Below are 23,371 nucleotides of genomic sequence, written 5' to 3'. Positions count from 1 at the left end.
TTCTCACCCTTTCAATGAATTTCCAATAGTTTACGGTTCAGCACTATACTACTGACGCATTTTCTGCCACACCCCAGCAGCGATGTCTACATAACCCAGCCAGTTCTTAGCCGGCTTGCCCGCAGGTTCCCCATAAGTGGCATTGTAGCTCTGAACCGTCCGCTCTGTTGCAGTCAAAGGTCTGTTCGATACCGTTGACTTGACTGTCTTCTCCGTTCCGGAAGGGCTGCTCGCAGTGCTTCGCGACTTCTGAAGCCGTGTCATTAACGCTGTTGAAGCCTGCTTGGCGGCCAGCGTCACTTCACTAAGTACCTCCCCCAGGTTTTTAACCGACTCCATCACTGGTTCCACTTGCTTCAATTTATGATCAACATCTGCGGTGATGTCATTTGCATGTCGAACCGTTTGTTTTACTTCATAACTCAGTTCATCGACTGTCTTTTGTACTTCCTGCAAGGTTTGAGTCACCTTATCCAGAGAACCTTGGGCTGCTTTCAAAGTCTTAATAAGGTAAATAACGAGAACGGCAAATGCGATAGCAATAATAAAAATGCTGACCTGTGTTAACATAGCGTAACCTCTCTTTCGTCTTTCACGATGATGTTTATGATTACTGCATAGTTACCCTCTACATTCGGACACGAAACAACGTCCACACTGGTAGCTTCTTGTGCTCCAAACGTTATGATTCACAGGCCCTTGCACCGTTTAAAACACCATATAATGATGGCACAGCCACGCTTAATCTGTAGAAGTCACCGTCATCTGCTACCACGCTCGATCAGGGCGCGAGTATGCCACATTATATACAATCAAAGGAGGATACAGAACATGCTGAAATGGTCGGCTTTATTCTTAGTTTTTGCTGTGATCGCCGGGATTTTAGGTTTTTTTGGTATCGTCGTCTCCGTAGCCGCTACAATCGCCAAAATGTTATTTGTGCTATTTTTGGTGTTATTCGTTATTTCACTCTTTACCGGAAGAAAACGAGCCTCATAGGCATTGGATGATTGCAACGCCCAAAAGTGTTATGTATCATATGCTTATCAAAAAAGGATGTTCCCACCCTGGTCAACAGAGTTGTGGAACATCCTTTTTTGATGCAACTTTTAACAGTGAACGGCGTTTCTATTGGATCACACTGCCTCCAAACAGGAAACGATCCTGCCAAGGCTTGCTGAAATCCGTAACTTTTACACCACCGGCCGCTACAGAAAACGTATGGAGAAGCTTGTTGTCTCCCAAGTATACGGCTACATGCGTAATCGTTTGGGAGGAATTATCCAAGGACGTGTACGCCCCTGAAGATGCATTATAATTTGTAAAAAAGAGCAGATCACCACGCTTCAGTGTAGTCATATCCGTATTCGGCTGGCTGTTCTGCTTGATCCACTCACCCTGTGAACGAGAATCTGCCGGAAGCTGGATACCTACAGCCTGACGGAAAATTTGGCGAGTAAATGCCGAGCAATCAAAAGTAGCCGTACTGTTGCGATCAGAACCATATTCATATGGTGTTCCGAGATACGTCATACCTGTGTCAATAACCTGTTCGATTGCAGCCGCTGCATCACCAGAAGACAAGCTAACCGTCGATACAGGAGAGGCTACCGCAGGTAGAGCAGTAGTATCTGAAGCTGGTGCAGCCGCAGAAGCTACTGCCTGCTGCACAACAACGCCCTCACCAATACGAATATATTGTGGAGATGAGCTGACATAGCCTACTGTACCGTCAGCAGTGGTGACCTTGAACCAATACGCGTTGCTTGAATCGGTAATCGTAACGACATCCCCTGTGTTCATATAGCCCAGAACCTCGGAAGAAGTGGATGCCTCCGCCCGCAAACGAACGGACGTTTGAATCGTAGCTTTCGTTTGACCGGCAGAACTATTCACTGAAGCCGAAGCCTCTTTAGTTGAAACATTTTTAACTGAAGCTGAAACAGTTTTAGCTGACTCTGAGGCTTCCGTTTTACGGCTGACAGACGACGTGGCAGCAGCAGCGACGCTGGTAGCGCCAACTTTTATGTACTTGTCAGAGCTGCTTGTGTAGCCGGTTACTCCATCAGAAGTCTTGACCTTATACCAATAGTTGTTTGTTTTCTCCAATACCGTTACGGCCTCTCCCTGCTTCATAAAGCTGACTACATCGCCCGTAGTGGAAGGGCCAGATCTAAGCTTTACAGCCGCCTGGATAACCGCCTTCTGTCCTGTGGATGCTGTAGTCGATGCCGCTGCGTCAACCTGACCCGGCGCCACATGAATTGCTGCCAACAGCGCGGCTGACGTCATGAGCATTCCCATCACGCGTCTTCTCAATGTTGCACCTCCTGGCTGTTTTTACGAATTTGAAGAGCATAATTCCGACGAATATAGCCGGACATGCCTTCATTATAGTAAAAGCAGCAGGAAGAGAGATATAATCCAAACGTCACAAAAGATAGCGTGTACACCATTTTAGGTATAGGTCTAAAGTCACTTTTTATGCTAATTATTTAATAATTAATCTATAATTTAGGTTCTACATGAACATGAACGTGCATCGTATTATGAACCTCTTGTAGACGTTCCTCAATCCGGTCGCTGATCCGATGTCCTTCGATCAAACTGAGCTGCGGATTGACCTCAATGACCACATCCACCAGCGCATGGTTACCGTGTACCCGTGCCTTAACGTCACGAATTCCCTCCACTCCAGGTATAAGAGCAATCGTACTCCGTAAGTCGGACAGTTCTTGCTCATCAAATCCATCAGTCAAGCTATGTGTGGAATCCCTAAAAATCTCCCACGCTGTTTTACAAATGATGAACCCTACCACAATCGCCGCAACAGTATCCAACCACGGCAGCCCAAACTGTGCCCCGATAATGCCCACTGCTGCTCCAACACTGACAAGTGCATCCGATAGATTATCCTTGGCCGCCGCCAGCAACGCCTTGTTGTTGATTTGCCGAGCCAGCCTGTTATTGTACAGGTACACTCCCAACATAATCACTGCACAAATCACAGCCACACCCGCAGAGGTAATATCCGGTGTTTGCTTCCCTCCCTTAAAAATGCTTCCGATTCCGTCAATCAGCACCTGCAAACCAACGACAGCCATAATAAAGGACGCCAGCAACGCCGCGATCGTTTCGGCCCGAAAATGTCCATAGGTATGGTCGGAATCTGGTGGTTTCTGGGAGATTCTTAGACCGATTAATACAGCAATCGACACCACAATATCGGTGACATTGTTGAATCCATCGGCCAGCAACGCGCTAGAAGCAAATATATATCCGCTAATCAGCTTAAAGGCGGACAGCAAGAGATAAGCAGCAATACTCACCCACGCCCCTCGCTCACCTTTTCGTATTTCATCATAGACATTTACCACAACCGAGGACACTCCTTCAAATAGATAGTTTGCAGCATAGAGACCTGCCCAGAAATAAAAATAGCAGCATAGCTGCCGTCGTACCATTCTTTAAAATAAGCAGCACAGCTGTCCTTACACTACTCCTCAAACAAGCAGCAAAGCTGCTACTAAAAATAACAATTTTCCTTTGGATAACTGTTATTTTCAGGATAACAGACGTACTTTGTGTGGGTCTAGAGAAACAGTCTTTCCGCTCTACATCGCTGTAGGAACAACGAAAAAGTATTGCCAGGCACCATCCCTGTAGGTTACACAAAACAATTTTTCCTTCATGCAAAAAACAGACATTTTCCCTCCTGCCTTACTCCAGCGATGTGTTATCATTGTTGCCCTTGTCCCTTCTTTTAAAAACGTATAAAATGAGGACACAGCCGCGTTTTTCTTCAATCCAGCATGATTGACTTGAATCTGGCGGCAACAGGAGGAATTTATTCATGAGCGATGCTAACGAACCACGTAAAATTAATCTCGCAGATGCCATTCGGGAAAAGCTGGCACAAAAAAAACAGCAGTCCGGCGCTTCACAGCAGGGCGGCTTTCAAGGCGGTTCCACCAAAACACTGAAAAGCCAAAATACGAAGAAGCCGAACAACCAACGCCGTCGTACAGGCGGATCATAAGCCACCCCATAGGCTATATAGGGTACCGAAGAGCAGGCAAGATCTATCTTACCTCATTCTCGGAACCGATTAAGCTAAGGGCATGGCACAAAACGAAAAAAGAGGAGTCTCCCGGCCATATCAATGGCCTGATGGAGCTCCTCTTTCGTTTATCTATTTGCTGAAATTAGCAGTTCGGATGTTAGCCGATTTCTACCGGGTACATGCGTTCACGTAATTTAGCGATTTCTTCATTTTCCAAGTATTCATCATAGCTCATCGTACGGTCGATTACGCCGTTTGGTGTAATTTCCACGATGCGATTCGCAATGGTTTGAATGAACTGATGGTCATGAGAAGTGAACAAAATAGTCCCGTCAAAGTCGATCAGACCATTGTTCAGCGCTGTGATGGACTCCAGATCCAAGTGGTTGGTCGGTTCTTCCAGAAGCAGTACGTTAGCACCGTTCAACATCATTTTCGCCAGCATACAGCGAACCTTTTCTCCCCCGGACAGTACACTTGCTTTCTTAAGCGCTTCTTCGCCTGAGAAAAGCATACGTCCCAGGAAGCCGCGCAGGAACGTTTCATCCTGATCCTTGGAATATTGACGCAACCAGTCCACAAGGTTCAGATCCACACCTTCAAAATAAGTGGAGTTATCTTTCGGGAAATACGCTTGGCTCGTTGTAATCCCCCAGGAAAATTCACCTTTATCCGCTTCCAGTTCGTTCATCAAGATCTGGAAGAGCGTCGTTTTAGGCAGACCGTTTGGACCTACAAAAGCAATTTTATCGCCTTTGTTCACAACCAGACTGAACTCGTTAAGCACTTGCTCGCCTTCCACGGTTTTGCTGACACTATCTACAGTCAGCAATTGTTTGCCCGCTTCACGCTCAGGCTTGAAGTTAATGAACGGATATTTACGGTTCGATGGACGGATGTCGTCCAGCGTAATTTTATCCAGTTGCTTTTTACGCGAAGTCGCCTGTTTGGACTTGGAAGCATTCGCAGAAAAGCGCTGAATAAAGGCTTGCAGTTCTTTGATTTTTTCTTCTTTCTTCTTGTTCGCATCGCGAGCCAGTGTAAGCGCAAGCTGGCTGGATTCGTACCAGAAGTCATAATTGCCGACATACATCTGGATTTTACCAAAATCAATATCCGCAATATGCGTACATACCTTGTTCAGGAAGTGACGGTCATGGGATACAACGATGACGGTGCCTTCATAGTCCATCAGGAAGTTCTCCAGCCACTGAATGGATTCGAGGTCCAAATGGTTGGTAGGCTCATCAAGCAGCAAATTGTTCGGACGACCAAACAACGCTTGTGCCAACAGAACGCGCACTTTGTCGTTGCCGCTCATCTCAGCCATTTTTTTGTCATGCAGATCACGCGGAATACCGAGACCGATCAGCAATGCAGCCGCATCCGGCTCGGCATCCCAACCGTTCAGCTCTGCAAATTCGCCTTCCAATTCACCAGCACGCAAACCGTCTGCTTCGGAAAACTCCGCTTTAGCGTACAGTGCATCCTTTTCCTTCATGATTTCATACAGACGCGTATGACCCATAATAACGGTTTCCAGAACCGGAAATTCATCGTATTCATAATGGTTCTGCTTGAGGACAGCCATCCGTTCGCCCGGTGTCATGTGAACCTCACCTGAATTGGCTTCGATTTCACCGGAAAGAATTTTCAAAAAGGTGGACTTACCCGCGCCATTCGCCCCAATCAGGCCGTAGCAGTTCCCAGGAGTAAATTTGATATTTACGTCTTCAAAAAGTGGGCGTTTACCATAACGAAGCGTTACGCCGCTTGTACTGATCATATAAGCATACCATCCTTATCATTAGTAAAGTGCTAAACACAAAATTACCGACGGCAATAGTATAACACACAAAAGATCGGATTCGAACCGTAGTCTAAGCAGAACTGTCTCTGAATCTCATCCAATATCTTATAAATAAAATAAAAAAATGCTTCTGTCTTCACGATTGTCACCTGACAAACACCTCGACCAGAACCATTTTTATGTTTCAAATTCAATGAGATAACTCAAGGACAGATACCTTACACTCTCTCTGTACTTGTAAATGTTCGGAAGCTCCGACGCCTATCGGAATAAGATACATCCCCGCCTCCTCGTCCTGTCTTATGACTACTTTGACACCATAGACTGCCTGAATCAGTTCGGATGTAACGACCTCTTTAGGCGGACCATTCGCTATTATGCGTCCTTCCTTCATAGCGATCATCACGTCGCTATACCGAATAGCCTGATTAATATCATGCAGGACCATCACGATGGTCAGTCCGTGCTCCCGATTGAGCTGCCGAATAAGCTCCAAAATCTCAAGCTGGTAATACATATCCAGATAGGTGGTCGGCTCATCCAAAAATAAAATCGGCGTTCGCTGTGCCAAGGCCATCGCAATCCACACACGCTGCCGTTCTCCTCCTGAGAGCTGATCCAGTGTATGTGTTCTGCGTTCCTCCAGATTGGTGCAGGCTATAGCCCATTCGACTGCTTCCTCGTCCTCGTCTCGGCTGGTTGTGAACATGCTCTTATGAGGCAGTCTTCCGAAGCTGACAAGTTTTTCTACTGTCAGGTCGGAGGGAGCTTCGTTCTGCTGATGAACTACCGCTAATTGACGGGCCAGCTCCTTGGGCTTGTAGTGGGCTATCTCCTTGCCGTCCAGAATCACCTGGCCCATGCGAGGAACAGCATTGTTGGACATCACGCTGAGCAGTGTCGATTTGCCACATCCATTGGGGCCAATAATCGTAGTAATTCGTCCCCGCTCAATAACAGCATTGATCGCATGTAAACGGTCTGTTTTCCGATCATAGGAGAAGGTTATATCTTTAATGTCCATAGGTGCGATCCGCCTTTCTGATCAGGAATATTAGGAACGGTCCGCCAATGACTGCCATAATAATAGAGGCTGGAATTTCATTGGGAGCAAGCACCGTTCGCCCCAGTGTATCCGCAAGCAACAGCAGCAAACCGCCGCATAAGGCAGAGAACGGAATCAGCCACTTATGATCCGAACCAACCAGGTAGCGGGCGCAATGCGGAACGAGCAGGCCGATAAAAGCAATCACCCCTGCGATAGCTGTAGCAGTTGCTGCAAGCAGCACTGCAATCACAGAAATCAAAAGTCGTGCGCGCGTCACGTTAAGACCCAAATTTTTAGCCGTTTTATCTTGAAGTGACAAGAAATTACACCAGGAGAAGACGAGCATGGCTAAAATTAGCCCAATCCCGCCATAGGTCACAATTACCTCAACATCTACCCATTTTTTCATAGACAAGGTTGAGGTGGTGACCTGATTAATGCTGGTGACCGCATAACTGCCCCGATAGTTAAACGACTGACCTAGGCCGGAAAAGATGGCGTTTACTGCCACCCCAATCAGAATAAGGCGAATGGGATGCAAGCCGGATTTCCATGAAAATCCGTAGACCATTAGACAGGCCAACGCACCGCCAATAAATGAAAAGAACGGCATCCAGAAATAAAGCGCGGGAAAGATGGTCACCGCGATCAGCGAGACCAAGGCCGCTCCCGAAGAAATGCCGATAACGCCAGAATCCGCCAGCGGGTTTTTCATGACAGCTTGCAGCAAAACGCCCGCCACCGCAAGTGCTGCTCCCGCCATCACAGCTACGATAATTCTCGGTAGTCTGAGGTCCTTGACCACATTCACCTGATCATCTGTACCTGTCCACAATCCGGTCACCAACTGGCTCAAATTCACCTTGAGGCTGCCTGTCATCGCTGAATACAGCATGACAGCGACGAGTAAGACAATTACAACAATAAGGCTCCATAATTTTTTGGACATGTCATCAGCTTCCTTTAATTCGAAGGATACAGCATTTTCATCAGCTCATCCAGCGCAGAGCTTGCCGCTAAATTCCCTGTGGTGCCAAACAACGGTTCAGGCAGGTCATAAACATGCCCTTTTTTCACAGCGTTGAAATGCTTCCAGATATCGTTAGTTTTGAACTCTTCATCGAACATTTTTACGACCTCATCCGGCATCCCGTGTGCAGCACGCAAAATGATATCGGGGTTGGATTGCTGCAAGGCTTCGGTATTATGGGCTATAAACTCCACTTTCTCGCCTTGAACTACATTTGTTCCGCCTGCGATTTTAACCAGATCTCCAATATAGGAATGTTCGGTAGCCACCAGATAGCTTCCCGGAACACCCAGCAGAATTAGTACTTTAGGAGACTTTTTGCTTTTGATTTTTTGCTGAATCTCAGCAACTTTGGCATCCAAGGCCCCATTAATCTCTTTCGCCTTTTCAGCTTTATCAAATCGGTCTCCCAGCTTTTGAATTTCCTTTTGCATGTTCGCAAGGCTTTCAAAATTCAAAAATTCAGCATTGATGTTCAGGTCCTTAAACTTGGGCTCCAAATCATATTTGAGTGTGGTCACCGATAGTACATCTGTAGGTTTTAAGGACATTACTTTTTCCATATCAGGACTCATTGGATTTCCCACATCAGGGACATCCTTGTAACGATCAGGTAATACTTTGGTGCTTGTCGGCTTGCCGGCCAAATCCAAGCCCAGCGCATCCGTAATTTCAGAAATGGCTACTGTAGTCGCCACAATACGTGGAGTTGCTGTTTTATCATTAGACGACTTTCCAGTTGCATCTGATGCTGCCGTTGAAGTCGAACCATCGCTAGGGTTCTGTCCAGCCTGTGCTCCCCCGGAGCATCCGGCCAGCAATAAGATCATGATGCCGATTAACATATAGAAACCAAACGATTTCTTTTGAGTCAAAGCTGCATACTGTTTCATGAAAATCCAATCACCTCAATTCAAAATATAGAGCAACAGCGTGGGTCCCAATTTTTCGGGTATGTAAATGCTGACAAGTCTTGATGCCGGGGCACCAAGACTTGCTCGCATACAAGCTTTGCTGTTATTCAGGCTTTATTGATGTCATAACCTGAGGTTATTTCACCTTTAGGCTTGCTTCATCAAATTGGAACTGAACCGTATACCAGTGATCATATGGTACTCCGCCAAGGACCAAACCAGGCACAATGACGTGTGTGTAAGCACTGATTTTCTGGGACAAGTCCCCTACCTCAAATTGGACGATACGTGTATCACCGGATGTCGAGATCACTTCCACATCTTTTAGGGTACCGTTTTGCTCCACTTGTAGGGTTGGCATCCAAGAGCTGTTTTTCAAAGAGACTTGGATATAACGCTTGTCTCCCTTTTCAATCAATGTGGCTGGTTTATCGAGATAACCATCCATAACGGACGCTTCATTTGTTTTGTCTTTAAATACGTTGTAATTGATCGTGTATTGCTTCTCGGAAGCCGTTTGAACTGGTTGCTCAACTGCTGGTTTTGCTTCAGCTACCGGTGTGGTCGTTTCTGCTGCTTTGTCCGTAGAAGCTGCTGTCGGTTCAGTAGCGGTTGCAGTTGTTGCTGCATTAACTCCCTCACCTTTAAGTGACGCACGGTCAAATTGAATCTGTCCGCCGAATTTCTCATTAAAAATGTACTTCTCAGGCAGATATACCTGTGTGTACACACTCAGCTTTTTATCCAGATCAGGTACTTCGAAGGCAATTGTGTGTGTATCCCCTTTTGTGTCGGAAGCCACAATCGTTGGATTAGCATAACGGCCCTCAAAGTCCGTTTGGAATAATTTCAAAGCCTGATTGTCCGTTACGGTTACATGGGCCTGGACCTTACCATTTTTCACAATCAACTTCGCCAGACTCTGTACAAATGGAGCCACCAAAGAATCCTTGTCCGTTCCGTTCGCAAGCACACGGAAGTTCGCAGTGTACTCTCCATCGGCTAAGTTATTTTTCCCCTGTTCTACTTTGTCTGCTTTGGTTTCGTTGTGATAAGATACATTACTGGTATCGAATTTAAATTCAAAATCATATACCTTTTCTACTCGATCCTCCGCCTTGAAAACCATCGGCGCGCTACTTGCCACTTTAGGAGCTTCGTAGACAACCAGTTGACCTTTTACGTTGTTCTTAAAGTCACTCACACTGAAACGAACGTCCTTCGTATTACTTGCTGCATCTTCCCGGGTCACTTCTGCATCCTGATAACCTCCACTTGCGTTATCCCAAATGCGCAGCGCCTTAACTTCATTACTGTTTTGCAGCTTCAGACCTACAAACCGTTTGTCGCCTTCCACGACCAATTGCGCTGGTTCATTAGTGATGAAGCGTTGAGCCGGAGAATCAGATCCTGTGACACCATCTGGCAGCACAATGCTGAATTTCAATGCATATTTACCATTGGCAAGCTTGTCGAAATCCAATTTAACGATAGGATCAGCTGCCCCTGAAGAAGTAGGCTCCACAAAGCTGCGAATGGTAGCAGGCTCGAATTGGAACTGCACACCATATACGTGGTCGTAAGGGATGCCACCCAAATCCAATCCAGGTACGATGACATGCGTGTTCACTGTAACTTTATCTGAAAGATTAGGCACTTCAAATTGTACTGTTCTTGTATCTGCAGAGGTGGACTGTTCAACCACCTGAGCTTCAGAACCATTTACTTTAAACGTTTTAATCCAGCTGCTCTTGTCCATTTTAATTTGAATGATATTTTTACCAGACTGTTTTAACAGTGTAGCTGGCTTTTGCATATACCCATCCATCACAGATATTTCATTGCTTCCGTTTTTGAGTACGGAGAAATCAATGCTGTATCTGCCATTTTCAACTGGGGTTGTGGTTCCGTTATCCGGTCCCTTAGCTGTAATGCTGCTGCGGTCAAATTGAAGACGAAGCTTATGATCCATCTCATAAACCCCACCTGGATAGGTGGTGCTCACATGGACCTGTGCATTCAGAATAGCGTCCAAATCGGCTACTTTGAATTTCACAACACGTGTATTAGCATTCTTGTCCTCACTTACGATATCTGCATCTGCCAACGTTCCGTTTTGTTCTGTTTTAAACTCTGTCACGGTGGTGCTGTCTTTGATGGTAAAGGAGGCTTCATACTTGCCTTTTGATACCGTCAGCGTGGCCGGAGATAATAAATATTGCGCCATGGCCGATTTTTGATCTTTGGTTGCGTGCAGCGCATCGAAATTGATCGAATACGTTCCATCAGCTAAATTCTTTCCGGGCGTGCCTGGCGTCCCAGGATCAACCGGGGTTGGAGCATTCGTAATGCTGTTTTTATCAAATTGAAGACGAAGCTTATGATCCATCTCATAAACCCCACCTGGATAGGTGGTGCTCACATGCACTTGTGCATTCAAAATTGCATCCAAATCGGCTACTTTGAATTTCACAACACGCGTATTGGCTGTCTTATCCTCACTTACAATATCTGCATCCGTAAGTGTCCCGTTTTGCTCTGTTTTGAATTCTGTTACAGTAGTGCTGTCTTTAATGGTGAAAGAAACTTCTTTTTGTCCCTTCAATACCGTCAAAGTCGCTGGAGACAACAGATATTGTGCCATGGTTGATGGCTGATCTTTGGTTGCGTACAGGGTGTTAAAGTTAATAGAATACGTTCCATCCGCCAAGCTAGGTGATGTGGGCACAGATGCCAATTGAAGATCTACATTATAAGTATGCACGTAGCCCAGCTCAGGCCAGTTGATGCTTACCCATGCGCTTAACTTAGCAGGTATTTCTTTAACCTCGAATTCAATAACTCGTGTATTTGCAGTTTTGTCTTCACTTACTGTAGCAACATTAGTTAATACTCCGTTTTGCTCTACCTTAAAGCCGTCAATTTGCTTACTGTTTTTCAAGGTAAAACGGACATACTTCTTGCCATTACGTTCAATCAAGGTGCCTGGTTTCTCTGTATACCCATCTATCATAGACTTTTCATTCGTTCCATCCTTCAAAAGAGTGAAGTCCAGATTGGATTTTGTTTCCGGAGAGGTTCCATTTTCTGTGATACTATTTTTATCGAACTGAAGACGAAGTTTATGATCCATCTCATAAACCCCACCTGGATAAGTCGTACTCACATGTACCTGTGCATTCAAAATCGCGTCCAAATCGGCTACTTTGAATTTCACAACACGCGTATTGACTGTCTTGTCCTCACTTACAATATCTGCATCCGTAAGTGTCCCGTTTTGCTCTGTTTTGAATTCTGTTACAGTAGTGCTGTCTTTAATGGTGAAAGAAACTTCTTTTTGTCCTTTCGCTACTGTCAAAGTCGCTGGAGACAACAGATATTGCGCCATGGCTGATGGCTGATCTTTAGTTGCGTGCAGGGTATTAAAGTTAATAGCGTACGTTCCATCCGCCAAAGTTGTTGGTACAGGTACAGAAGACAGCTGAAGATCTACATTATAAGTATGCACGTAGCTAAGCTCAGGCCAGTTGATGCTCACCCATGCGTTCAGCTTGGCTGGCAGTTCTTTTACTTCAAACTCGATAACTCGTGTATTCGCATTTTGATCTTCACTTACAATAGAGGTATCGGTTAAAACTCCATTTTGCTCTACTTTGAAGCCATCAATTTGCTTGCTATTCTTTAATGTAAACCGGGCATATTGTTTACCTCCACGCTCTATTAGTGAGCCTGGTTTCTCTGTATACCCATCCATCATAGACTTTTCATCTGTTCCATCTTTCAAGAGGGTAAAGTCCAAATCAGCTAATTTTTCTCCTGTGCTAGGAGGCGTTACCGGCGGTGTCACTGGTGGAACGGTTGGATTCTCCGTTGAGTTTTTAAGTCTCAAACTGGAAGGATCAAACTCAATCCATTCCTTCACTGAACGGTCTGGATCGGTATCTACATACCATGGAGAACTGCTGTTAAATCCAAACTCTGTATTTACATTTTGATGAAAATCATAAACATCGAAGCTAACAGTTCCCGAAGCTTTTCCGGAATCTACTTCTATTTTGGCGGGAACCGTTTCCCCGTTTTGTTCTACTAAAAATTTCGAAAGTCCTTGAGCCTCCGCAAATTTAAATGAAAAATGGTATTTTCCATCTTTAATGATCAAGTCTCCAGGATAGGTATAGTTTGTTTTAAAACTCGAGTCCTTGGTGCTTCCGCTGACTGTCTTTCGTAAAGGCTTATAATCAATCAGGTATTCTCCATCTGCATAAGTCGCTTCAGTAGTAGTTATAGCATGGGTAGGCTCAACATATGGACCGGGCAGTTCTACCGGATACTCATAAGTAGCATACGTAGCACTAGTCACTGTAGTGCTTGAGTCAGGCAAATTCGACGAAGTGGATTCACCCTCGGGTGTTGCTCCTGCGTATGGTGAAAATAAAGAAAACAACATTAGAATAGCAGCGAATGTCGTAATATATTTGTTAAATCGGCTTTTCAAGGTGATGTATCCCCCTACTTAAAATATACTCATTTGGAGCTCTGGAACTGAGCTCCAAATGAGTATTCAATTCAAAATCATATTTTCAAAAAGAAACCCTTAGATATCGCTGTCGTCGAATTGGAACTGAACAACATAGTCGTGATCGTAAGGAATACCGCCAGTGTATTCTTTAGGTACGCTTACATGCAGTTTGACATTCAATTTTTGAGACGAGCTAGTTACCGGGAATTCAACTATTCTTGTATCGCCGGATGTGCTGACCACAGTCGCATTCACATACTGACCGTTTTGTTGAGTTTTAAATTCAGTAACCCAAGCACTTTTGGTAATAGCTACACGCACTTTGTATTGACCATTCGTAACAATCAGTGTAGCTGGTTTTTTCACATAACCATTGGTATCCATGTAAGATGGCTGAGTGGTTCCATCCTTATAAACGGTATAAGGCAATTGATACGTTCCATTAGGCAAAGCCGCGTTCGCTTGATTAGCTGAGAATGGGGCTAGTACCACAAAAACAAGCGCAGCCATCAATACAGTGAGCATTACTTTTTTCAGAGACAACTTCTCCATACGATTCATAATCATGTTCATGTTTTCAATCTCCTTTTACGTTTTATTTTGGATTAGATTTCGTCGAATTGCAGTTGTACATCGTACTTGCCTGTGTAGTTAACTACTGGGATTGTGATTTCAGCGTAAGCATTTACTTTTGCATTCAGGTCAGCTACTTCGAATTCCACTACACGAGTGTTGTTCGCCGTATTTGTGCTGACTACAGTCGCATCTTGCAGTACGCCATTTTGCTCTACTTTGAACGCTGTAATCAGATTGCTGCTTTTCACAGTCAGACGAACGACATTTTTGCCATTGGCTACCGTAACCTGAGCAGGCTTTGTCAGATAGCTGTCTAATCGAGAAGTTTCATTGGTTTGATCCTTCAGAACGGTATAATCTACGTTATAAGTGCCGTCGGCTGCTGCTGCTTTAGCAGAGAGTGGAGCCATCAGTGCAAAAACAAGTGCTGTCATGATCAATGCTACGAATACCTTCTTGAAAGAAAATTGCTCAAAGCGATTCATTACCATATTCATATCTACACACACTCCTTCATTTTTTATGCTTGAATTTATGTTGATTTTATGAACGATAAAGATAGCCTGAATTTACTTTTTGGAAGATTTGGCTGATTTCGCTGACTGGACGGCTGCAACTTTTTTGATGCTTTTGGAATCAAAAGCGAAGCGGATCGTATAGTCATGATCGTAATTGTATGCAGGGACAGTAACATGAATTTTAGAGATCAACGGGCTGTTGATACTCGCAATTGGAAATTGCACGGTGCGAGTATCGGTTTTGGCATCCTTTTGGATGACTTCGGTATCGATGATTTTGCCTTTATAATCCACTTTAAACCCGGTTGTCCATTCGCTATGATTCAGCTTAATTTGCATGGTCATTTGACCTTTCTTTACATACAACTTAGCTGGTTTTTCAAAATAATCATTAGCCATGGATACCGAATCATTTTCTGCCTTGAGAATATTGTATTTGAGCGTGTATGTACCATCCGCCAATTTTGGAGAAGCCGCAGCGGCTCCTACAGATGACGAAGTTGGCCAAAAGCTCAGCACACTCACCAGCAGAAACACAGCAATAATTGCAGAATACCCCTTCTTCATTTTGACAGCAGTCCCTCCCCACGAGAATAAACTAATTGATTATCATTCTCAATTGATGATTTAAAAAAAATAGCTCTTTTCGAGCTTGTCTCCCCACCTCTCTATTCCATAATTTCGCAAAATCAAGTAAACCCATCACCAATATATCTTACACTTTTCGAAAATGTCAATATGTATTTGTGTGTACGTAATCCCTTGATATATGCTATTTTTTAATAAAAATTTGTAGTTCCTTCTTCTATAATTCGAATGACTCTCTTTTATTTTTAGTTCAAAATTTATTTAAAAATTTGCTTTTTTCAATTGACAATCCTCAGTGATATTCATTATCATTCTCTTATACATAAATGAAAATGATTATCATTATTGTTTAACTTGAAAATTGCAGGAGGAATAACATGAAATCTTATGTGTTGTGGTCATCCGCAGCGCTTTTATTGGCAGTTACCGGATGTAGTAATGGTACCTCGACCGCAGATCACAAACCAGTCAGTGCTTCCGTATCTACCACTTCAAGCACGACAAGCGGCGCGACGATTCAAGTTACTGATTTCTCAAAACGGACGTTGGCGTTTCAAAAGGTCCCTCAACATATCGTTGCGCTCAGTAATGGCGATCTGGATATTATTTACGCATTGGGCGGGACAGCCGTGGGCAGGTCCAACTCCAATGGACCTTCCGTCGTACCTGCTGCTGAAAACGTTCAGCAAATAGGTTCCACTCATGAAGTAGATCTGGAGAAAATTACGATGCTCAAACCGGATGTCGTACTAGGCAATTATCCTATGAATGAAAAAGACATCCCAGCCATTGAAGGAGTCGGTTCACAGCTGCTGCTGACTGGGGCTAATTCAGTTAAGGATATCCAGTCACAAATTACGCTGTTCGGACAATTACTGCAAAAGCAGGACGGGGCCGTAAAGCTGAACCAACAAATTGACCAGCAAGTAGCCAAGCTGCAAAAAGAAACAGCCTCTACTTCCAAACCGAAGGTGTTGCTGGTTTACGGAGCCCCGGCCACGTACATGGCAGCGCTGCCGAATTCTCTAGGCGGAAACATTTTGGAAGTTGCAGGTGGTTCCAATATCGCCGCTGATTTTCCGGGCCTGCAAAATTTCCCGCAATATGCGCAGTTGAACACAGAACGCATCGTACAGGCTGACCCTGACTACATCTTCATCATGACCCATGGCAATACGGAAGAGGTTAAAGCCGCATTTATAAAAGAAATGCAGGAAAATGCAGCTTGGAACGGAATCCGGGCAGTCCAAAACAGCCAGGTCGAGGTTTTACCTTCAGATTTGTTCGGGACAAATCCAGGGACACGGGTCACTAAAGCGCTGGATTTGATGCACCAAAAGCTATATCCGGCGAAATAGGCGATGGCGATGAACAAACTACAACGCGCCAGAAGACGCACCATCGCCTGGATTACCCTTCCGTTCTTATTGCTAGCCGTCTCTGTGTACGGTCTGGCCTACGGTTCGGTGTCGATTCCACTTCAAGAAATCAATCAGATTTTGCTACATAATGATGAATCCACATATCGCACGATCCTAATGGATCTCCGACTCCCCAGAGTATTGGTAGGTTTATTGGTAGGCGCTTGTCTCGCAGCTTCAGGAGCACTTCTTCAAGGCGTCATGAAAAATCCATTGGCTGACCCAGGCATTATTGGTGTATCGGCTGGAGGTGGACTTGCTGCCGTTATTACGATGGTGATGCTTCCACAGCTTAGTTACCTTCTTCCGGTAACCGCCTTTTTGGGAGCCTTTCTGAGTGCGATCGTCATTTACCTGCTGGCTTGGGACCGAGGGGCTTCCCCTGTCAAAATTGTGCTGGCTGGCGTTGCGATCAACGCGTTGTTGGGCGCGCTCACCAACGGCGTGATGGTCATGTACAGCGACCGCGTACAGGCAGTACTTCCTTGGCTATCTGGCGGGTTAAATGGACGCAGCTGGCATCATCTGGAGTTCATGGCTCCTTATGCTATCATTGGCTTAATCGCCTCTTTGTTTGCGATTAAGCCTGCGAATTTGCTGCTGCTGGGCGACGATTCAGCACAGTTGCTAGGCCAGCGGGTAGAGCTTCAACGGATGCTCATTATCTTGCTCTCTGCCCTGCTCGCCGGCACAGCGGTCAGTGTAGCCGGGCTGATCGGGTTCGTAGGACTGGTCGTTCCCCATGTTATAAGGCTACTCATCGGGGAAGATTATCGTTTCCTCCTCCCCCTTTCCATTGTGGGCGGTGGAACACTGGTTGTCCTAGCGGATACAGTCGCACGCTCTTGGTTTGACCCGATTGAGCTGCCTGTCGGTATTTTGCTGGCCGTCATTGGGGCACCGTTCTTCTTAATCCTGCTCAAGAAACGAGGGAATTTCGGATGACAGCCATTCAGGGTGAGCATCTCTCCTTACAACGCGGATATTTCCAGCTGGACGATGTGAACATTACCTTGCCCGCTGGCCAGCTCACCGCCATTGTCGGTCCCAACGGCTCAGGCAAGTCTACGCTTTTGCGGATTTTGACCCGGCTGCTCAAGCAGGACCAGGGCAAGGTTTCTGTACTGGGCAAGCCCGTGGAGGAATACAAGCGGCGTGATTTGGCTCAGACGATTACAATGCTGCCGCAAATGAAGGATATGCTGCCGTTATTAACGGTTCATGAGCTGGTCGCTTATGGAAGATCTCCTCATGCCAAGGGCTTGAGGACACGACCTACCAGACAAGATCAGCAAATTATCGACCATGTCATGGAAATCACGGGCATTCAGCCCTATGCAGATCGGATGTTCCATACTCTATCGGGAGGTGAACAACAAAAAGCGCGAATTGCAATGGTCTTGGCCCAACAAACGGGTATTCTTTTGCTCGATGAACCGACCACTTTTCTGGATATCGCCCACCAATTTGAAGTTATGGATATGCTGCGGCGTATTAATCACGAGTCCGGCTTGACGATTGTTATGGTACTGCATGATTTGCAGCAAGCTGCGGCCTATTGTCATCATATGATTGCGCTTAAAAGGGGACGAATCGCCGTTGCTGGCGAACCCCGTCAGATTTTGACGTCTGCTTTTCTTCGCGACATTTATGAAATGAACGCTACCATCAAATTTGAGGATGGCTATCCGGTTATTATACCGACCATACCACATCATTCAGGAGGAATTTAATATGGTTATCGTTACAAACACATCTAAAATCACACCAGGCAATGCCCATTTGCTCATCGAAAGATTTAACAAAGAAGGACAGGTTGAAAAGATGGAAGGCTTCCTCGGTCTGGAAGTGCTGCTGACGGAAAACACGAAGGATTATGAGGAAGTAACGATTAGCACACGCTGGAAGGAAAAAGAGAACTTCCAAGGCTGGACGAAAAGTGAAGCGTTCCGTGAATCCCACAACCATCGTCAAATTCCAGACTATATTATTGAAAATAAAATCACGTTCTATGAGGTTAAAATCGTTCGTCATCCCATTGCGAACAATGACTCCTCTTTGGCGAGTGAGATCGAAGCCGTTTAATTCTGAACGGTAGCATAGAACTAAAAAAAGCGGCTCGGCAGACAATATTAATTGTCCGCTGGGCCGCTTATTGGATTTTTGCAAAATCCTCTTATATACGTATTTTATTGAATCCCTCAGATTCTGGTTGAGCAACGGCGCCCAATTTTTAGCGTCTCTCCGTGCCCCAGTACATGGATGCGTTCCTTTGCAATCCCCAAGCGCTCTCGCTCTACTTCGAGACGATCCAGCGCCTCTCTCGGCGTATCGTCCGCCAGCTTAAAGGCTCCATAATGCATCGGGATCATCTGATCTGCGCCGCAATCCACAAAGCCTTGCAACGCCTCTTCCGGTGTCACATGCTGTGAGGTCATGAACCATTCCGGTTCATACGCGCCAATCGGCATAAAGGTCAGATCAATGGCAAAGCGCTCGCCAATCTCCTTAAACCCACGGAAATATCCGGTATCTCCCACAAAATACAACGTAGGTGCCTCCGCTGAATCGGATTCTGCATGAGCATCTGAGCCTGCAACAGACGTGGCAGAACCAATCACCTGCTGCTCACTTTGCAGAACGTATCCACCCCAATGCGAAGTATTGGTATCAAACGGCGTACGCCGTGTCCAGTGCTGTGCCGGAACAAATGTAATCCGCACCCCGCCTACCGTAAAATGCTCCCACCATTGCAGCTCATGGCAGTTGCGAAAGCCTTTGCGGATCATTTTCGACTTTAACCCCGAGGGTACGAGCATCAATGTGTCTGCACGATATAACTTCCGCAACGATGCCAAATGTAAATGATCATAATGCGAATGTGATAGCAGAATGATATCCAGTGGTGGCACATCCTGAATGCGAATGCCGGGTGGAGCCAGCCTTTTATCAAAAGCCATACGCTCTGCCCACACCGGATCAGTGACAATATTCAGCCCAAGATACTGAATAAAAAAGGTGGAATGGCCCACCCATGTCGCCGTCGCCATTTCCCGATTATGATGCAGGAACTCCAGCTCCGGGGGATGGTTTGGCACAACGAACGTATAATCCTTTATTTTGCTGCGTCGCTCCTGTCGCCATTGTCTGAATTGCTTGATGGTTTTATCGGTATTTACATGATCCATATTGTTAAAACGCACTTTAGGCATGATGCAGCCCCCTCCCTGACAGACCCGTTCTCCAAAAACACAACGGTTCAATTTAACTATATATTGTCACTCAAATGTGAACATGAAATGATGCAACATCCTGATATATGTAAAGTATAATTCAATCACATCTGTAAAGGAAATTCTGCGATAATACAGCAAAAACAGACCTCCCGGGTCTATCAGAAGGCCTGCTCCACATGTTATTGTCAGTCCTGTGGGTTCTTAAAGCGTGCCGAATAAATGAACAAAAACACAATCGCCACCACGATAATGATCGGCGACTCATACATGATCGTAAAATGCTCGAAAGCAACCACTCTAACTCACCCTTTCTTTCCCGCTTGTCCTCGTACATACTTTGCATCGAACAGGAACAATCTCAATATCAGGATCAGCGAAGGAATCAGCACTAGCAGACCCGCAACAAACGCCGTAATCAATGCATATGCCATCGTAGAGTTCGTAAAGCTGTCATATACATTAATGTAGGGATACAGAACATACGGAAGATGTGACCGGCCATAGCCATACCAGGCAAATGCAAATTGCAGCATCACCAGGATAAAGGAAAGACCCAAATGGCGCCGCTGCCAGACCAGATAAACTGCCCCCACAAAGCATATGAAGGATGCGACAAACATCCAGGCCATACTGAGCATATTGGCAAAATGGTCCGGATTTTGTTTGTTAATCTGAAAAAATGCGAACAAACTCGCCAAAATCGTAGGAGCACTCCAGAGCAACGCGTACCCTCGTACAATTTCGAAAGCGACCTTGTCCCCTGCCCTTTTGGCATAAAAACACAAAAACATCGCCGATATATACAATACACTCACCAGCGCCAGAATAATAACCGCCCACGTGTAAGGGTTGCTTAATAGCTGACCCCATTGGAGATGAACACCTGTGCTATTTTCCAAAATAATGCCGCCTTCCGAAATAGCGAGGACCGTCGACAGTGCCGCGGGAATCAGTAATCCAGTCGCACCGTACAACGCCATGTAGACGATATTATTTTTACCCGAATGCCCATACGTATTGTAAGCATAATATACTCCCCGGATCGCGAGCAGCACGATTGCAATACTACCGGGAACGAGTAACGCCGTCCCATAGTAATAAGCTGCATCCGGGAAAAAACCGTTCAATCCCACCACAAAAAAGATGAGAAATACGTTCGTAACCTCCCATACTGGAGACAGATACCGTTGAATGATATTGTGGATTTTGTTCTGGTGGCCTGTCAGCACACTGTAAAAGCTGAAAAAGCCTGCACCAAAATCAATGGATGCCACAAGCAAATATCCAAACAGGAAGGTCCACAAAATGGCGATGCCTACAATTTCATAGTTCACTTGCCTTCAGCCCCTTCCAGGCCCAGCTGTCTTATCTCTTCCACGGCATCCTTATTACGGAATAGTTTGCTGAGTACCTTGATGGCCGAGAAGCACAACACCAGATACAAAATAACAAACAACACTAGCATCCACCCAACACTTGTAGAAGTAGTTGCTGCTTCGGACACCTTCATATATCCGCGTAAAATCCACGGCTGTCTGCCGACCTCCGCAAACATCCAGCCCAGCTCAATAGCTACCATCGCCATCGGTCCGACCAGAATGAGCGCTAACAGTAGCCATCTGGGGTAGGGTTTGCGACCTGGCAAACGCTTGCGGATCAGATATAGCAGTGGGATGACGAGAATTAGTACTCCTGTGGTGATCTTGAGGTCAAACATATAATGAATAGACAGCGGCGGACGCTCCTCCACCGGATAGTCATTTAACCCCTTAACCTCCGTACTAGGCAAATTTCCGGCCAACACACTAAGTGCATAAGGCACTTTCAAGGCATATTTGATTTCACCGTTTTCATCCATAAAGCCACCATATACAAAGGGGGCGTGCGTCATCGTATCAAAATGCCATTCGGCGGCAGCCAGCTTCTCCGGCTGATATTTGGCCAGAAATTTACCTGATGCGTCTCCTATCATCACTGTACTGATGGCAAACACAATGGTACAGGTGGCCGTCAGCTTCAGCGCCTTTTTAAAATAAGGGTGGTTACGCCCCCGCAGCATGCTGTAAGCAGCCAGCCCCATCAGCACCCCTGCGCTCAATGTATACGAGGAAGCCAGTACATGAGACACTTTGGTCGGCGTGGCAGGGTTTAGCATAGCCTCGATGGGATGAATATTGGTCATGACTCCATTTTTGAGTGTAAAGCCTTGAGGTTGGTTCATGAACGAGTTCACAGTCGTAATAAAAACCGCTGATGCAGACGAGGCAATCGCTACCGGGATGAGCAACATTAAGTGAAAATATTTACTTTTAAACCGATCCCAAGTATACAAGTAGATGCCTAGGAATATTGCTTCGATAAAAAAAGCAAACGTCTCTAAAAACAGGGGCAGTGCAATCGCTTGTCCAGCCACCCGCATAAAGGTAGGCCAAAGCAAGCTGAGCTGAAGACCAATGGAGGTGCCTGTAACGACACCCACGGCAACAGTGATGACAAACCCTCGCGCCCATCTCCGGGCCAGTAGTGTATAATGCGGATCACCGGTTCGCAGCCCGCGCCATTCTGCAAGTGCAATCATTAAAGGTACACCAACGCCGATGGATGCAAATACGATATGAACAAACAGGGTAATCCCGGTCAGCATCCGGCTTAGCAATACAGGGTCCAGTGAAGACAAATGGGTTTCACTCCTTCATTTCACATTTTTAATAGGGAAAACTTCGAAATCACTCTTGATTACCAACTAGGGAGTCAAGCGAGCTATGCTTTTAATTACGGCATATAGCATAATGGCCGCAATTACTATACATACAATAATGAGCGTTCTTTCCTGCTTGCGGAACATAGGAACGCCTCCTTCACTTATCTATTGGCGCAATTTGGTAACCTACTCACAGTTTGGTTCATTCAGCTGATTTTTAACCCTGCTTCTGTATGGAATGTGGCAGTATTTCTTGCTAGATATTGTCTTTTGCATGGCAATACGTTATATTAGTGATAGTTAGACAACCTAATTATATGAAAAGAGTGAACTTATGCCGCCAAAACAAAGTAAGCGGGACACCATCCAGCAGCCTCTTCCTCGTCTGGGACCCGAACCTTATCTGGAGTTAATGGATCAAACTGCCCTTGCAGAAACGGATCGGCAACTTGCCCGTATTGGTCTCTTCTTGCTATGGACCAGTGATAATACGCTCGACGCAATAGATTTGGATCTAGCTGCTTACGGCCTGACAGAGAGTAAGCTAGATTTATTGTTGCTGTTGACACTGCACCAATCTCAGGCCCAGATGAGCCCTTCTATGATAGCCGACCGTCTGGGAATTCGTCGTGCATCTGTTACATCTCTCCTGGACTGGACAGAGCAACGAGGCTGGATTATCAGAGAACATAGTTCTATAGATCGGCGAAAAATTCATGTACGCATTACAGAAGCGGGATCTCACCTTGTACAGCAAGTGCTTCCTGTATTTTGGTCTTCCTGTGCTTCCCTAGCAAGTATTTTGGAGCCCGAGGAGCAGATCGTTTTTTTGCGAATTATAGAAAAAATTCATCATCATATGGAAGATAAACTGGGGGTGGGCAGATAATTTTTTTTAAACGTATAATTAGGTTATCTAATATATTTAATTGTTTGTATCTCAAACT

General features: G+C 45.5%; 22 protein-coding genes. 7 read left to right on the top strand and 15 right to left on the bottom strand.

Annotated features, from left to right (window positions below):
* Nucleotides 1-48: 48 nt before the first annotated feature.
* Entirely contained in the window at nt 49-570 is a 522-nt protein-coding gene (locus tag KSP24_RS18170; RefSeq protein ID WP_137079259.1) for a DUF948 domain-containing protein, read from the bottom strand.
* 261 nt (nt 571-831) lie between these two features.
* Between KSP24_RS18170 and KSP24_RS18165 the strand changes: the two genes are divergently transcribed.
* Nucleotides 832-999, top strand: a complete 168-nt coding sequence (locus KSP24_RS18165) for a DUF1328 domain-containing protein (RefSeq protein ID WP_013373051.1) — start codon at nt 832-834, stop codon at nt 997-999.
* Between the two features lie 129 nt (nt 1,000-1,128).
* On the opposite strand, the gene KSP24_RS18160 is transcribed toward KSP24_RS18165, so the two are convergent.
* Both KSP24_RS18160 and KSP24_RS18155 read right to left on the bottom strand, forming a co-directional pair.
* Nucleotides 1,129-2,319 (bottom strand): C40 family peptidase, encoded by a 1,191-nt coding sequence (locus KSP24_RS18160; protein ID WP_216976141.1) that lies wholly within the window; start codon nt 2,317-2,319, stop codon nt 1,129-1,131.
* Between the two features lie 188 nt (nt 2,320-2,507).
* Entirely contained in the window at nt 2,508-3,377 is an 870-nt protein-coding gene (locus KSP24_RS18155; RefSeq protein ID WP_013373054.1) for a cation diffusion facilitator family transporter, read from the bottom strand.
* 476 nt (nt 3,378-3,853) lie between these two features.
* On the opposite strand from KSP24_RS18155, the gene KSP24_RS18150 reads away from it, so the two are divergent.
* The gene (locus KSP24_RS18150; protein WP_007432127.1) at nt 3,854-4,039 is read left to right on the top strand and encodes a hypothetical protein; all 186 of its coding nucleotides are present in this window, start codon (nt 3,854-3,856) and stop codon (nt 4,037-4,039) included.
* A 181-nt stretch (nt 4,040-4,220) separates the two neighbouring features.
* Here KSP24_RS18150 and KSP24_RS18145 read toward each other — a convergent pair whose 3' ends face one another.
* The 8 genes from KSP24_RS18145 to isdC all read right to left on the bottom strand — a co-directional run bounded on the left by KSP24_RS18145 (nt 4,221) and on the right by isdC (nt 15,045).
* A complete protein-coding gene (locus tag KSP24_RS18145; RefSeq protein WP_013373057.1) occupies nt 4,221-5,849 on the bottom strand; it encodes an ABC-F family ATP-binding cassette domain-containing protein in 1,629 nt (542 codons plus the stop codon).
* Nucleotides 5,850-6,063: 214 nt separating this feature from the next.
* Complete coding sequence (locus KSP24_RS18140; protein WP_058712535.1) at nt 6,064-6,897, bottom strand: ABC transporter ATP-binding protein; 834 nt, start codon at nt 6,895-6,897, stop codon at nt 6,064-6,066.
* Nucleotides 6,887-7,870, bottom strand: coding sequence for a FecCD family ABC transporter permease (locus tag KSP24_RS18135; protein WP_013373059.1), 984 nt, complete (start codon nt 7,868-7,870; stop codon nt 6,887-6,889). Before KSP24_RS18135 ends, KSP24_RS18140 begins: the two co-directional genes overlap by 11 nt.
* Before the next feature lie 14 nt (nt 7,871-7,884).
* Nucleotides 7,885-8,844, bottom strand: coding sequence for a heme ABC transporter substrate-binding protein IsdE (gene isdE / locus KSP24_RS18130; RefSeq protein WP_216976140.1), 960 nt, complete (start codon nt 8,842-8,844; stop codon nt 7,885-7,887).
* Between the two features lie 157 nt (nt 8,845-9,001).
* A complete protein-coding gene (locus tag KSP24_RS18125) occupies nt 9,002-13,360 on the bottom strand; it encodes an NEAT domain-containing protein (RefSeq protein ID WP_216976138.1) in 4,359 nt (1,452 codons plus the stop codon).
* A gap of 99 nt (nt 13,361-13,459) precedes the next feature.
* Complete coding sequence (locus KSP24_RS18120; RefSeq protein ID WP_040102878.1) at nt 13,460-13,957, bottom strand: NEAT domain-containing protein; 498 nt, start codon at nt 13,955-13,957, stop codon at nt 13,460-13,462.
* Nucleotides 13,958-13,989: 32 nt separating this feature from the next.
* Nucleotides 13,990-14,457 carry an NEAT domain-containing protein gene (locus tag KSP24_RS18115; protein ID WP_013373063.1) on the bottom strand — a complete coding sequence of 156 codons (468 nt, stop codon included), beginning with the start codon at nt 14,455-14,457 and terminating at the stop codon, nt 13,990-13,992.
* A gap of 72 nt (nt 14,458-14,529) precedes the next feature.
* A complete protein-coding gene (gene isdC / locus KSP24_RS18110) occupies nt 14,530-15,045 on the bottom strand; it encodes a heme uptake protein IsdC (RefSeq protein ID WP_216976136.1) in 516 nt (171 codons plus the stop codon).
* A 398-nt stretch (nt 15,046-15,443) separates the two neighbouring features.
* Between isdC and KSP24_RS18105 the strand changes: the two genes are divergently transcribed.
* Genes KSP24_RS18105 through isdG form a run of 4 tightly spaced genes read left to right on the top strand, consistent with a single transcriptional unit; the run spans nt 15,444 to nt 18,572 of the window.
* Nucleotides 15,444-16,424, top strand: coding sequence for an ABC transporter substrate-binding protein (locus tag KSP24_RS18105; RefSeq protein WP_216976134.1), 981 nt, complete (start codon nt 15,444-15,446; stop codon nt 16,422-16,424).
* Between the two features lie 9 nt (nt 16,425-16,433).
* The gene (locus tag KSP24_RS18100; RefSeq protein ID WP_216976132.1) at nt 16,434-17,432 is read left to right on the top strand and encodes a FecCD family ABC transporter permease; all 999 of its coding nucleotides are present in this window, start codon (nt 16,434-16,436) and stop codon (nt 17,430-17,432) included.
* Nucleotides 17,429-18,220 (top strand): ABC transporter ATP-binding protein, encoded by a 792-nt coding sequence (locus KSP24_RS18095; protein ID WP_216976130.1) that lies wholly within the window; start codon nt 17,429-17,431, stop codon nt 18,218-18,220. Before KSP24_RS18100 ends, KSP24_RS18095 begins: the two co-directional genes overlap by 4 nt.
* Before the next feature lies 1 nt (nt 18,221).
* On the top strand, nt 18,222-18,572 hold the full coding sequence (gene isdG, locus KSP24_RS18090; RefSeq protein WP_025674837.1) for a heme oxygenase: 351 nt from the start codon (nt 18,222-18,224) through the stop codon (nt 18,570-18,572).
* Nucleotides 18,573-18,688: 116 nt separating this feature from the next.
* Here the strand turns inward: isdG and KSP24_RS18085 are convergent, their stop codons facing one another.
* The 4 genes from KSP24_RS18085 to KSP24_RS18075 form a co-directional block, all read right to left on the bottom strand.
* Nucleotides 18,689-19,699, bottom strand: coding sequence for an MBL fold metallo-hydrolase (locus tag KSP24_RS18085; RefSeq protein WP_216976128.1), 1,011 nt, complete (start codon nt 19,697-19,699; stop codon nt 18,689-18,691).
* Between the two features lie 209 nt (nt 19,700-19,908).
* Nucleotides 19,909-20,019: a cytochrome bd oxidase small subunit CydS family protein gene (gene cydS / locus KSP24_RS25730; protein ID WP_014278118.1), complete on the bottom strand. Its 111-nt coding sequence runs from the start codon at nt 20,017-20,019 to the stop codon at nt 19,909-19,911.
* Between the two features lie 6 nt (nt 20,020-20,025).
* Nucleotides 20,026-21,057, bottom strand: coding sequence for a cytochrome d ubiquinol oxidase subunit II (locus tag KSP24_RS18080; protein WP_025674833.1), 1,032 nt, complete (start codon nt 21,055-21,057; stop codon nt 20,026-20,028).
* Nucleotides 21,054-22,400, bottom strand: coding sequence for a cytochrome ubiquinol oxidase subunit I (locus KSP24_RS18075; RefSeq protein ID WP_013373071.1), 1,347 nt, complete (start codon nt 22,398-22,400; stop codon nt 21,054-21,056). Before KSP24_RS18075 ends, KSP24_RS18080 begins: the two co-directional genes overlap by 4 nt.
* Nucleotides 22,401-22,758: 358 nt before the next feature.
* On the opposite strand from KSP24_RS18075, the gene KSP24_RS18070 reads away from it, so the two are divergent.
* Nucleotides 22,759-23,313 (top strand): MarR family winged helix-turn-helix transcriptional regulator, encoded by a 555-nt coding sequence (locus KSP24_RS18070; protein ID WP_058710434.1) that lies wholly within the window; start codon nt 22,759-22,761, stop codon nt 23,311-23,313.
* Nucleotides 23,314-23,371: the final 58 nt, after the last annotated feature.

Origin of the sequence: Paenibacillus sp. AK121, from assembly GCF_019042715.1 — a bacterium.
Classification (GTDB): Bacteria; Bacillota; Bacilli; order Paenibacillales; family Paenibacillaceae; genus Paenibacillus; species Paenibacillus polymyxa_C.
Note: the sequence above shows the minus strand (reverse complement) of the source record. Positions and strands in the feature narration are given on the sequence as shown.

What these genes read in the sequence shown, in the direction of transcription:
- KSP24_RS18170 (WP_137079259.1), bottom strand. Translation starts at nt 570, where the DNA reads ATGTTAACACAGGTCAGCATTTTTATTATTGCTATCGCATTTGCCGTT.
- KSP24_RS18165 (WP_013373051.1), top strand. Translation starts at nt 832, where the DNA reads ATGCTGAAATGGTCGGCTTTATTCTTAGTTTTTGCTGTGATCGCCGGG.
- KSP24_RS18150 (WP_007432127.1), top strand. Translation starts at nt 3,854, where the DNA reads ATGAGCGATGCTAACGAACCACGTAAAATTAATCTCGCAGATGCCATT.
- KSP24_RS18145 (WP_013373057.1), bottom strand. Translation starts at nt 5,849, where the DNA reads ATGATCAGTACAAGCGGCGTAACGCTTCGTTATGGTAAACGCCCACTT.
- KSP24_RS18140 (WP_058712535.1), bottom strand. Translation starts at nt 6,897, where the DNA reads ATGGACATTAAAGATATAACCTTCTCCTATGATCGGAAAACAGACCGT.
- KSP24_RS18135 (WP_013373059.1), bottom strand. Translation starts at nt 7,870, where the DNA reads ATGTCCAAAAAATTATGGAGCCTTATTGTTGTAATTGTCTTACTCGTC.
- isdE (WP_216976140.1), bottom strand. Translation starts at nt 8,844, where the DNA reads ATGAAACAGTATGCAGCTTTGACTCAAAAGAAATCGTTTGGTTTCTAT.
- KSP24_RS18120 (WP_040102878.1), bottom strand. Translation starts at nt 13,957, where the DNA reads ATGAACATGATTATGAATCGTATGGAGAAGTTGTCTCTGAAAAAAGTA.
- KSP24_RS18115 (WP_013373063.1), bottom strand. Translation starts at nt 14,457, where the DNA reads ATGAATATGGTAATGAATCGCTTTGAGCAATTTTCTTTCAAGAAGGTA.
- isdC (WP_216976136.1), bottom strand. Translation starts at nt 15,045, where the DNA reads ATGAAGAAGGGGTATTCTGCAATTATTGCTGTGTTTCTGCTGGTGAGT.
- KSP24_RS18105 (WP_216976134.1), top strand. Translation starts at nt 15,444, where the DNA reads ATGAAATCTTATGTGTTGTGGTCATCCGCAGCGCTTTTATTGGCAGTT.
- KSP24_RS18100 (WP_216976132.1), top strand. Translation starts at nt 16,434, where the DNA reads ATGAACAAACTACAACGCGCCAGAAGACGCACCATCGCCTGGATTACC.
- KSP24_RS18095 (WP_216976130.1), top strand. Translation starts at nt 17,429, where the DNA reads ATGACAGCCATTCAGGGTGAGCATCTCTCCTTACAACGCGGATATTTC.
- isdG (WP_025674837.1), top strand. Translation starts at nt 18,222, where the DNA reads ATGGTTATCGTTACAAACACATCTAAAATCACACCAGGCAATGCCCAT.
- KSP24_RS18085 (WP_216976128.1), bottom strand. Translation starts at nt 19,699, where the DNA reads ATGCCTAAAGTGCGTTTTAACAATATGGATCATGTAAATACCGATAAA.
- KSP24_RS18070 (WP_058710434.1), top strand. Translation starts at nt 22,759, where the DNA reads ATGCCGCCAAAACAAAGTAAGCGGGACACCATCCAGCAGCCTCTTCCT.